At 68.5% G+C, this 12,110-nt stretch carries 6 protein-coding genes; 5 read left to right on the forward strand and 1 reads right to left on the reverse strand.

Going from position 1 to position 12,110, the window contains the following annotated elements:
• Positions 1 to 45: 45 nt before the first annotated feature.
• Positions 46 to 999 (reverse strand): SDR family NAD(P)-dependent oxidoreductase, encoded by a 954-nt coding sequence (locus tag ACWGLC_RS01515; protein ID WP_452098251.1) that lies wholly within the window; start codon positions 997 to 999, stop codon positions 46 to 48.
• A 43-nt stretch (positions 1,000 to 1,042) separates the two neighbouring features.
• Between ACWGLC_RS01515 and ACWGLC_RS01520 the strand changes: the two genes are divergently transcribed.
• The 5 genes from ACWGLC_RS01520 to ACWGLC_RS01540 all read left to right on the forward strand — a co-directional run bounded on the left by ACWGLC_RS01520 (position 1,043) and on the right by ACWGLC_RS01540 (position 11,990).
• Entirely contained in the window at positions 1,043 to 2,395 is a 1,353-nt protein-coding gene (locus tag ACWGLC_RS01520) for a sensor histidine kinase (protein ID WP_452098252.1), read from the forward strand.
• Positions 2,392 to 3,219 carry a response regulator gene (locus ACWGLC_RS01525; RefSeq protein ID WP_452098253.1) on the forward strand — a complete coding sequence of 276 codons (828 nt, stop codon included), beginning with the start codon at positions 2,392 to 2,394 and terminating at the stop codon, positions 3,217 to 3,219. Before ACWGLC_RS01520 ends, ACWGLC_RS01525 begins: the two co-directional genes overlap by 4 nt.
• A 240-nt stretch (positions 3,220 to 3,459) precedes the next feature.
• Positions 3,460 to 4,350, forward strand: a complete 891-nt coding sequence (locus tag ACWGLC_RS01530; protein ID WP_452098254.1) for an ABC transporter ATP-binding protein — start codon at positions 3,460 to 3,462, stop codon at positions 4,348 to 4,350.
• Positions 4,347 to 5,627: an ABC transporter permease gene (locus ACWGLC_RS01535; RefSeq protein ID WP_452098255.1), complete on the forward strand. Its 1,281-nt coding sequence runs from the start codon at positions 4,347 to 4,349 to the stop codon at positions 5,625 to 5,627. The genes ACWGLC_RS01530 and ACWGLC_RS01535 overlap by 4 nt, the downstream gene beginning before the upstream one ends.
• 141 nt (positions 5,628 to 5,768) lie before the next feature.
• Positions 5,769 to 11,990, forward strand: a complete 6,222-nt coding sequence (locus ACWGLC_RS01540) for a DUF4011 domain-containing protein (protein WP_452098256.1) — start codon at positions 5,769 to 5,771, stop codon at positions 11,988 to 11,990.
• The last annotated feature ends 120 nt before the right edge of the window (positions 11,991 to 12,110 follow it).

Here is a 12,110-nt window from a genome sequence, read left to right on the forward strand (position 1 = left end):
AAACGTGTACACGAAACCGCGATTCGTGTACACGTTCACCGGCTGCTATCGGGACTTTGCGGTCTCCTTCTCGGCGAAGTCCCAGAGTCGTTCGGCGAGCGCCGGGTCCGACGCCTCGGCGCTGCGGCCGATGAGCGTCGGCATGCCCCGTAGGTGCCGCATCGCGTCCGGCCCGGTGTAGCTGCACGGCGGCAGCGGCCGGGTCGCGGCGTACATCGTGGTGAGCGCCGCCTGGGCCGCAGGCTGGGCGAACACCGAGCACACGCGGGTGATCACGCTGTCGAGCGCCGCGTTGCCGGTGGCGTTGGAGATACCCGTGGCAGCCCACCCCGGGTGCGTGACCTGCACATCCACCCCGGCGGCGCCGGCCTCGACCCGCCCGTCCCGCAGGCGCTGGTCCAGCGCGAGCCCCCACAGCATGTCCCCGAGCTTGGACTGGGCGTAGCTGCTCGCGGGAGTCCAGCGCCGATGGCGGAAGTGCGGGTCGCCGAAGTCGAACGACGCCGCCTTGTGTGCGTTCGAGCCCACGATCACCACCCGCCGCTGCACGAGCGGGAGCACGAGGTCGGTGAACAGGAACGGTCCCAGGACATTGACCCCGAGAAGCATCTCGAACCCGTCAGCGGTCTCGCGGCGGCGCGGCGTGATGGCCCCGGCGTTGTTGACCAACACGTCGATCCGCTCCGGTCCGAACTCCTCGCCGCCGTGAACATCGCCGTTGCGGCCGACCTCGTCGTCGTCGCCCCTATCCCCCAGCAGCTCGGAGGCCGCGCGCCGCACGCTCGCCAGTGACGCGAGGTCCAACTCCACCACGCGGGATGGCCCGGGCAGCGCGGCGGCCACCTCACGCCCGCGCGCGGTGTCGCGGACGGCAAGGATCACCCGGGCGCCGTGCCGTGATGCGGACCGCGCGGTCTCGAGGCCGACCCCGCTGGTCGCGCCGGTGATCAGCCACGTCTGGCCGGACAGGTCTGGGATGTCGATGCTCTTGGCAGGCACGCGCCCACGATACGTAGCGCGGCGTGCCGATAGGCTCGTATCCGTGTGGTCCCGCCTGAACCGCCTCTTCGACGCCGAGGACCCGTGGATCCGTCCGCTACCTCCCGGTTACCTCCGCGCCGACATCACTCTCGCCGTGGTGATGTTCGCGTGCTCGGCGCTGGGCATCGAGATCCTGCGCAGCATGGGCGTCCTGGAAGGGGAGACCGCTCCGATCTGGGGCCAGTACCTGTCGATGGCCACCGCGGCCGCGCTCCTGGCGATCCGCCGCCGCCTCCCGCTGACGACCGGGATCGCGGCGACGCTACATCTGTTGATTCTGGGCAGCGTGATGCCGATCGTCATGGGCCAGTTGTCCCAACAGGTGCTGTACTTCGTTGCGGTCTACTCGTGCGTGGCCTGGGCGAGGGACCGCCGTGCGCTGGTGGGGGTCGCGGCCGGAATCGCGGCGGCACTGGGCGTGTGGATGGCCTGGTACCTGGCCCTGGGCTCGGGCATGCAGCAGATCCTCGATGCGGTGTCGGAGACCGACCACGCCGGCGGCCTGTTCCCCGCCGTGCCCTCCTATCTCGTCTACACCGCCCTGATCAACGTCGTGTATTTCGGCGGCGCCGCCGCGCTCGGCATCAGCGCGTGGCGGTCGGCGCACCGTCAGTTCGCGCTCCAGGAGCAGGCGCTGACCATCGAGCGCCAGGCCGAGGCCCTGCGTGATGCCGCGGTCACCGAGGAGCGGCTGCGGATCGCGCGCGAGCTGCATGACGTGGTGGCCCACCACATCGCGGCGATCGGGGTCCAGGCCGCCGCCGCGCGCCGGGTGATGGACCGCAACCCGGAGGCCGCCGCCGAGGCGCTGCGCACGATCGAGGGCTCCTCGCGGTCGGCGGTCGGCGAGATGCGGGCGCTGCTCGGCGCGCTGCGCTCGGAGGAGGCCGCCCCCGTCCCGGCGGCGGACACCGGGTCGCGCTCCGCCGGCCACGGCCTCGACGAGCTGGCCACACTGGTGGCCTCCCACGACACCGCCGGCTTCGCGACCAGCTTTGACGTCGCCGTCGACCCCTCCCATCCGGTCGCCGAGGTCCCACCGCTGACCGGCTCGTCGCTGTACCGCACGGTGCAGGAGGCGCTGGCCAACGTCCGCCGGCACTCCACCGCGACCCGCGCGAGCGTGGTCCTGCGCACCGGCGAGCGCCCCGACCATACTCCCTACGTGGAGGTCGAGATCCTCGACGAGGGCCGGCCGCGCCCCGGCACCTCCGGCAGCGGCCTGGGCCTGCTCGGGATGCGCGAGCGCGTCCGCTCCCACCATGGTGAATGCCAGATCGGCCCCCGGGTGACCGGGGGTTACCGCGTGCGGGTCCGCCTGCCGTACGGCGCCGGCGATGAGGAGGAGCGATGACGACGACACCACCACCGCCACCGCCTCCACCCGAGAACGACGGCAGCGGCCCGGAGTCCGACCAGGCCTGCCCCGGGGTACTGCGAGTGCTCGTGGTGGACGACCAGCCGCTGATGCGATCCGGGTTCTCGATGATGCTCAGCGCCGAGGACGACATCGAGGTGATCGGCGACGCCGCCGACGGTGCGGCCGCGATCGAGGCGTGCCGCGAACTCCGACCCGACGTGGTGCTCATGGACGTGCAGATGCCCGGGATGGACGGCATCGAGGCGACCACCCGGATCGTGGACGAAGGCCTGTCCAGCGTGCTCATCCTCACCACCTTCGACCGCGACGACTACCTCTTCGATGCCCTCCGCGCCGGCGCCGGCGGCTTCCTGCTCAAGAACTCCGACCCCGACGACCTGGTGGACGGCATCCGGGCCGTCGCCCTCGGGCACGCCCTGCTCGCACCCGAGGTGACCCGCCGGGTAATCGAGAAGATGACCGCCTTGCCGGCTGATTCCGGCGACGCGGGTCTCGGCGATGTTGCCGGTGAAGGCATCGCGGGCGACGGCCTCGTCGTCGACCCCGGCGTCCCGACCACGCACCGCGCCCCGGCCGCGTCCTCCCCCACGCTCGACGCGCTGACCGCGCGCGAACGCGAGGTCCTGCGGCACGTCGCGCGGGGGCTGTCCAACGCGGAGATCGCCGCCGAACTCGTGGTGGGCGAGGCGACCGTCAAATCCCACGTCTCGGCGTGCCTGTCCAAGCTGCACCTTCGCGACCGTGTGCAGGCCGTGGTCCTGGCGTACGAGGCCGGACTCGTCCGGCCAGGTGATTGACCGTCCCGCGTCGCTAAGAGCCGAGCCGTCACTTCGGTCAGCAAACTCCCTGGTCGACGGCCGAGAATGCGTACCGGAGTGCCGGCTCTCCACCTTGAGGGGGAGACGAGTACCGCTGCCCTGCACCGATTTCCCCCTCACGGCTGATCCGCTTCGCCGCGCCGCGCCATAACGTCAAGGGTGTCATCAGGACAATCGACCGGCGGCCCCGGAAGGGACGGCGGGTCAGGGAAGGACACCATGCTCCGCATCGACGGACTGACCAGACGCTTCGGCGACACCGTCGCCGTGAACGACGTCGAGTTCATGGTTCCACGTGGAACCATGACCGGCTTCGTAGGCGGCAACGGCGCCGGCAAGACCACCACCATGCGCATGATCATGGGCGTCCTGCAGCCCACCGCCGGTCGCGTGCTGTGGAACGGCCACGAGGCCACCGTCGCCGACCGCCGCACGTTCGGCTACATGCCCGAGGAGCGTGGGCTCTACCCCAAGCAGGCGATCCTCGACCAGCTCGTCTACCTGGGACGACTCCAGGGCCGCTCCGCCGCCGACGCCCGCCGCACCGCCACGGACCTGCTCGACCGGTTCGGCCTGGGTGAGCGGCTGAACGACAAGCTCGAGTCGCTCTCGCTGGGCAACCAGCAGCGCGTGCAGATCGCCGCCGCCGTGATCGGCGGTCCCGAGCTGCTCGTGCTCGATGAGCCGTTTTCCGGTCTGGACCCTGTGGCCGTGGACTCGATGGTCGACCTGCTGCGCGAGCACACCACCCGCGGCGTGCCGGTGCTGTTCTCCTCCCATCAGCTCGATCTGGTCGAGCGACTCTGCGACCAGCTCGTGGTGCTCTCGCGCGGCCGCGTCGTCGCCCAGGGCACCGTCGAGGACCTCCGGCGACGCGGGCGCGTCCTGCATCGCCTGGTGGTGGGCGGCGACGCGGGCTGGGTGCGCGATCTGCCCGGCGTCCACGTGGTGGACGTCGACGGCCCCATCGCCCTGCTCGACCTCAGCGGCGGCGGCAGCCCCGACGGCGCCGACGCCGTCCTGCGCGAGGCCATGGCCCGCGGCAGCGTCCGCGAGTTCGCCGAGGTCGTCCCCACCCTGTCCGATATCTACCGCGAGGTGACGGTATGACCACCACCGACCAGTTCCCTTTCCCGTCCGATACAACCACCGACAGCGGCGCCGGGGCCGGCCCTGGCGCAGGCGCTGCGGCCCCCGAGACGCAGTCGGCGTGGCGGATCGTCGCCGGCCGCGAGATCATGGTCAAGCTGCGGGACCGCAACTTCATCATCTCCACGCTGACCACGCTCGCGATCATGGTGGTCGCGTTCGCGGTGTCGTTCTTCGTCGGTGGCCAGACCGAGTCCAAGACCCTCGCGGTGGCCTCCCCCGAGGCGGTGGCGGTCGCCGAGCAGGCGACCGCCGACGAGGGCGCTGCGATGTCCGGGCCGTTCGCCCCGGGGGACCTCGAGGTCACCATCAACGAGTACCCGGACGTCGCCGCGGCCGAACAGGCCGTGAGCGACGGTGACGCCGACGCCGCCCTGATCGGTGCGCCCGGTGAGTGGACCCTCGTCGGCACCGACTCCGTCGACAGCTCGCTGGCCGGGTTGATCGGCGCCACCGTGGCCGCCGACGCCCTGGAGACCAACGCGGCCGCTGCCGGCACCACGGTCGGCGACCTCACCGCCGGCTCCGAGGTGGGCGAACGGCTCCTCGACCCCGACGGCGCCGCCGATGAGGGCGTGCAGTTCATCGCCGGATTCGTCTTTGTGTTCCTGTTCTACCTGGCCGCGATCCTGTTCGGATACGCGATCGCCAACAGCGTGGTGGAGGAGAAGCAGTCGCGGATCGTGGAGATCCTCGCCGCCGCCATCCCGCTGCGGCAGTTGCTGGTGGGCAAGGTTGTGGGCGCCACCGTGCTCGCGATGGGGCAGATGGTGCTGTTCGTGGGCATCGGCCTGATCGGTCTGTCCTTCACCGAGTACACCGCGCTCCTGCCGGCGATGGCCGGGGCCGCCGCCTGGTACCTGGCCCTGTTCGTGATCGGGTTCGTGGCGCTGGCCTGCCTGTTCGCCGTGGCCGGGGCGCTGGCCACCCGCGCCGAGGACGTGCAGTCCACCGCCTCCCCCGTGCTGACGCTCATCATGATCGCCACCTTCGGCGGGCTGTTCGTCTCCGGCACCTGGCAGGTCGTGGCCTCGTACATCCCGATCATGTCGACGGTCACCATGCCGATCCGACTCGTCGAGGGCTCCGCGGCCTGGTGGGAGCCGATCGTCGCGATGATCGTCTCGCTGGTGGCCGCCGCCCTGGTGATCGGCGTGGCCGAGCGGATCTACCGCCGTTCGATCATGCAGACCGGGCGCAAGCTCACCTACCGCGAGGCGCTCAAGCTGAGTGAGTGAATGAGACGAGCTCCCGTCCCGGGCGGATGAGCACGAGGTCGGCCGTCGGTGGAAGTCCACCGGCGGTCGGCTTGTCTGACCACATCGTTAAAGTTGTCCTCACCTATCGCGTACCGGGTGACAGTTCCACGAGGAGTCCGCATGTCTTCGTCATCGATATTCACCGAATCAATCCTCAGGAGAGGTTCGCTGGAGGTGACGGTCCGGCATTTCCCCGCCACCAACTACGCCCTGGCACACAACTCGAACCCGGTGATCCACGACGTCGAGGCGATCAACAGGAGCTCGAGCGAGCGCACGGGCCGCGTCACCGTCGTCGCTACTCTGACGGCCGTCGACGGCCGCGAGCTCGGACACAGCGCAACGATCGAAATTCCCGCGGTGGAGCCGCACTCCGGATACTACTCACCAGACCGTGGGTTGATACGTCCTCACCTCTCCAAGATCGTCGGTCAGACTGAGAGCTATCCGGCCGATCTGGAGTTTCGACTCGAGGGCGACCCGGGCGTGGGAATCGACACCATCAGCGCTGACGACCTGGCAGAAGAAGCGGACCTCACGGGCCGGGATGTCGACCTGGCCGAAGTGACCGTTGTGCGCCCACCGTTCCGCATCCTCGCCGAGAACGAGTGGTTCAACGCCCCCGCGTTCTTCGAATCACTCACGGCGTTCGTCCAGCCCAACACTCCTGAGGTCCGGAAAATCCTCGCAGGTGCGTCGCGGTTGCTCCAGGAACGGACGGGCGACTCGTCACTCCAGGGATACCAAGCGGGTGCGAAACGCGCCGCGACCATTGCGTTGGCGATCTACGAAGCGCTCAAAGCCGAGGGGATCCGATACATCAACCCGCCTGCTTCGTTCGAGAACACCGGGCAACGCATCCGGTCGACCTCCGAAGTGCTGAGTACGCGCTTCGGCACCTGCGTCGATCTGGCCGTGACGTACAGCGCAGTCTGCGAGGCTGCCGGCCTGCATCCCGTGGTGGCAATGGTGGAGGGACACGCCCTGACCGGGATCATGCTCGCCGAGCAGACCCTGACCGGCCCGGTTCTGCTGGAAGCCGGGGCGATCCGCAACCTGGTGACGTCGGACGCCCTATTGCCGGTAGATGCCGTGTTCTACGACGATGTGAGCTTTGCCGAGGCCAGCACACGCGGGCGCGAGATCCTGTCGAACACCTCCGTCCGCGGGCTCATCGACGTCGCCGCGAGCCGTCGTGACGGCATGCGTCCGCTCCCCACGGATTCCACCGCGGAGCTCGACGTCGACGCAGACTCCATGGGATCGCAGAAGCGCAGCAAGGCCGACGATTGGGTGCTGCCGGCCGTCGGCGGGCCCGGGGAGGACGACGACGTGGGCCGCGCCATACGCTCGGACGATTCCCCGGCTCGTGTGCGGAACTGGAAGCAATCGCTGCTCGACCTCACCCTGCGGAACCGGCTGCTCAACATCAAGCCCGGCGCGGATGTACTGGAGCTGATCGTGCCCTCCGAGGGGCTGGCGGAGCTGGATGACCTCATCCACGCGGGCGCATCGGTGGAACTTCTCGGCAAGGACGCGGTCACCGACCTGCGTCGGCTGCAGGGGATCTCGGATGTCACAGAACTCCCCCGTGAGCAGCTGATGGACGAGCTGACCTCTCGTCGCCGAGTGCATATCGAGGTCACCGAAGCCGCGTACCGGAATCGGCTCCGCGGCCTGGCGCGGAACGTCCGCACGCTGTTCGAGGAAACCGGCAGCGCCAACCTGTACCTGACCCTGGGCAGCATGGAGATCACCACCTCCACCGGTAAGCCCGCACAGGCACCGCTCTTCCTCATCCCGGTCAAGATCACCGGAGGATCCGGTCATTCGCGGTTCTCGATCATTGTCGACACCTCCACCCAGGCCACGCCCAACTACACCCTCGTGGAATGGCTACGTGCCAAGCACGATGCCGTGATCCCGGCGCTCAACGAACCACCGCTGGACTCCAGTGGCCTGGACATCCATCGGGCGCTGGCCGAGATCAGCCGGTCCCTGGCCTCGCACTCTCTGCCGTACGAGGTGCGAGAGAGCGCCTACGTGGGTATCTGCAAGTTCTCGACATACGGGATGTGGCGCGACCTCGATCTACATTGGACATCCTTCAACAGGTCTCCCGTGTTCCGGCATCTCGTTGAGAAGTCCGGAACGTCGTTCAGCGATCCGGTCGGTGACACGGATCTGCGCGACATCGAGGTACGCGAAGATCGGCTGACGCTGCCCATCGCGGCCGACGGTGCTCAGATGAGGGCCGTCGTCGCCGCCGGGCAAGGCCGCACGTTCGTTCTCGAGGGCCCACCCGGAACCGGCAAATCCCAGACCATCACCAATCTCATCACTCACAGCCTCCTCGAGGGCAAGACCATCCTGTTCGTGGCCGAGAAGCAGGCGGCCCTCGACGTGGTGAAGTCCCGCCTGCAGAAGGTGGGGCTCGCCGATTTCACCCTGGACCTCCACGGAGTGGAGCAGAAGCCGGCGAGTATCCGCCGACAGCTCAAGGCATCGATCGACCTGAGGGTGGACTACGACGACCGATCGTGGCGCACCGTCGTGGATCGGTACCGTGCTCGCCTCGCCCCACTCGAGGAGTATCCGGGCAAGATCCACACCGCGAACGCCGCGGGTTACTCGCTGTGGAGCGCGGTCACCACACTGGACGAATGTGGCCCGGGCGCGGCCCTGCCCGTGGATCCGCGGCTCGTCGGAGACGGGCAGATCGACGAACTGCTTCTCGAGGACGCGTTGCGAGACTTCGAGCGTCTTGCACGAAGCACCACCCCCGGGGCGAACCCTGATTGGGACCTCGTCGGGCCCGGTGCCGCCACAGCCACCGACGAGGAGTTGACCGCGGCCGTCACGCGGCTTCGGTCAGCACTTGAGGCGCTGCCTGAGCCGGTCCGGGTCGCGATCGAGGCCGCCTCGGCCCTCCCGGGCACCGACGGGGTACGCGAGTCAGGCGCGTCCCCCACGGACGTCCTCACCCCGCTGGTCGCGCACCTGACCGAGCTACACGAGCACGGCGAGGTCCCTGCACGAGATCTCGACTCGGGTCCTAGCCGTGAGTTGGCGGGTCGCTACCGGGAACTCGCGGTAGCGGTCCAGTCGTTCACCCAGCGCATCACGCCAGTTCGAGCACTCGTTCCCGATCGCGCGTTGATCGAGGGCGACTTCGGCGCAGCCGCCCAGCTCGCCGCAGCGATCGACGACAAGATGTTCGGCAAGAAGAAGCGTCGCGCCGCCTTCGACGCGGCCCTGACCGACCTCGTCGTGAATCCATCGCTAGTGGCTCCGGAACGGTTCGCCGACCTCGCTGCCGACGTCGCCCGGGCGCGGCAGGAGATGAACGATCTCACCGGCCAGCTAAACAGTCTCCTCGTCTCCAGTCCGCATTTCGGCCGCGGTTGCCTGGACGAGGCACTTCCCATGGACCTGCACAAGGAGGCGTCCACGCTCGACGCCATCGCGGACTCTATCGAGGCACAGGCCCGGTTCGCCCGGGACCATGCACCTCTCCGGGAAATGATCGCGCGGGACGGCGTGTGCTACTCGGACATCGCCGCGATCCGCGAGTTCGATCAGGCCTGGGTGCAGGTGCGAACGGTCCTGGACATCTCACCGGAGCGACTGGGACGCTGGGCCACCGGTACGCCGTGGGTGAGCCGGGTGCGCGAGGCGGCTCCCCGGTGGGCGGACGAGCTCGCCGCCGGCGGCGGCGGTGTGGTGCGGCGGACCGCGGAGATGATGCGGTCGCTCACCCCGCTCGTGCAGGCTGGATTGGGCAAAGCTGTCGACGTCCTTCTGTCCGGAGCAATCGATCCGGTGGAGACGACAGTGGCGCTACGCCGGGGGCTCGCCGAGGCGTCGGTGTCCGAGCGTTCCGCCGTGTTCGGCCTGGCCGGCTTTGATCCGATCCTCCGAGACGGCGATGTCGAGGAGTTCGACCGCGCTGCGCTCAGAATCCGGGAGGAAGCACCCAATGCCCTGGCCGCGCGTCTCCTCGACGCCCGGCCCTTCCGTGCCGACCGACTCTCCGGCGAGGTTGCCGAGCTGAGTCGCCAGCTCAACGCCAAGCGCGGTGGGCTGAGCTTCCGGCGCCTCGTGGAGCGATACGGCGACGCCATCACTTCCGCCACTCCGTGCTTGTTCGTCTCCCCGACCTCGTTGGCCACGTTCGTCCCCGCCGACGGCCCCTTGTTCGACCTGGTGATCTTCGACGAAGCCTCGCAGGTGACCGTCGACCAGGCCGTCGGCGCATTGGGGCGGGCACGTTCTGCTGTGATCGTCGGCGACAGCCAGCAAATGCCTCCCAGCAAGTTCGGCTCCTCCTCGGGCGGGTCCGACGATGACTTCGACATCGACGCGGACGCCGAGGTGGTGCCGGCCGATCTGGACAGCATCCTCACCGAATGTGTGGAATCCGGGCTGCCGCGTCTCTGGCTGTCATGGCACTACCGCTCTCAGGACGAGCGGCTGATCGCGTTCTCCAACGCCCAGTACTACGAAGGAGAGCTGTCCAGCCTGCCTTCGCCCGGTGGGGAGCCCGATGCCGGAATCGAGCTCCGACGCGTCGCCGGGCACTTTTATCGCTCGATTCCCCGACAGTGGCCGGACGGAGAGGCGCCAAGGTTCCGCCACGGCATCACGCCCCGACTGCGCACCAACCCCATCGAAGCCGAGGCGATCGTCGACCACATCGTCGAGCGGGTGAACGATCCGGTGTTGTCCGCGCAGTCGATCGCCGTGGTGACCTTCAACATCCAGCAGCGTGATCTCATCCTGGACGCGCTGGAAGCCAGCGACGACCCACTGGTCAGCGCCAGACTGAGTGACGACGAGGACCCGCTGGTGGTCAAGAACCTGGAGAACGTCCAGGGCGATGAGCGGGACGTGATCCTGTTCTCCACCGCGTTCTCCGCAAAGTCGCCCGGCGACCGACTGCCGATGAACTTCGGCCCGTTGAGCAGGACCGGCGGCGAGAAGCGACTCAACGTCGCCGTGACGCGGGCCAGGCGAAAAGTGGTGGTGTTCTCCTCGTTCGACGCCGCCGACATCGACCTTGCCCGTACGTCCTCCAAGGGTCTCGCCGACCTTCGCGGATATCTCGAGTCCGCGCACGTAGACGCCGCCGACGAACGTTCCGCAGCGCGGATCAAGAACTCGATCCGTGACGATCTCGCCGAGCGACTTCGGCGAGAAGGATTTGAGGTGAGCTGTGAGTACGGCCTCTCCGAATTCACAGTGGACCTCGCCGTGCGCCACCGTGATTCCGAGCGCTGGGAATGCGCGGTGCTGTTGGACAGCAGGCGGTGGGCCGACATGCCGACCGTGGCTGACAGAGAGATGACTCCCGGCCTGCTCGGCGGGATGATGCGCTGGGGCTCGGTAGAGCGGGTGTGGCTGCCCGAGTGGCACGCGCATCCGGAGGACGTGGTGCAGAAGATCACCAGGGCCGTTCGTAGCGCCGCCGCGGTGCTGGCCGAGCGGGATCGGGAGTTCGAGAATGCGCGCCGGATCGCCGAAGAGCGACTGGTCGCGGACCGCGAGCGGGAAGCCGCGCGCCTCGCCGCTGAGGCAGCTGCGACCGCGGCGGAAGCGGCGGAAGCGGAAGAGCCTGAGGAGGTCGAGCCCGTGGAGTGGGCTGAGGCCGACGACATCGCGGTCGAGCAGTACATCGAGCGGCACCAGGAGCACCAGCGCGTTGATGCTGCGGCCGCGTCAGAGCAGCCGCCGGTGCCGCAGCCGGGCTCCGCGCCGGAGCCGTCCGTCCGGTCGGCAGTGGTCGCGGAACCGGCTCCCGCGCCCGACCCGGCACCTGCCCGCGTCCCGGAGCACGTCCGTCAGGTCGGATTCGTCCGCGTCGCCGACGAGATGTTGGGGGCCAAGGAGGATCTGGTGGCGCCGGTCTCGCCTGAGGTCCGGGCGCGGATCGAAACTAGGCTTCGAGAAGTGGTGGCCGCGGAGGCTCCGATGACGCCGGAAGAGCTCGCGCGACGAGTGGGAACCTGCTTTGACGTACGAAGGGTGTCTTCGAAGATTCGGGAGGTCCTGTTCGCCGACCTGCCCTCGCAGTGGCGCCATACAACGCACGGCGAGGAGTTCGTGTGGCCCGACAGCGTGCAGCCGGAGAATCTGGACACCTTCCGTCTCGATACCGAGCGAGCGCTGACGGACCTGCCGCTCGAGGAGATCGTCAATGTCATGATCGATTCCGATCTGGCCCGGTTCGACTCGGACGAGGAGCGCTTCCGACACGTGCTGGATCGGTTCGGGATGAAGCGACTGACGCCTGGAGTCCAGGACCGTCTCGCCCAAGCCTGGATGCTGGCGCGGTCGAGGTAGCCGCTGCGGCCGATATGTCCGAGCTGCTCTACACCGTCGCCTGAATCAACACCCTTGTGTGATCTACGTCACCGTGAGATTGTCTGTTACGTCTCGCGTTCTCCACACTGGAAGGTCCCT

It is taken from the genome of Dietzia sp. NPDC055877 (genome assembly GCF_053615975.1).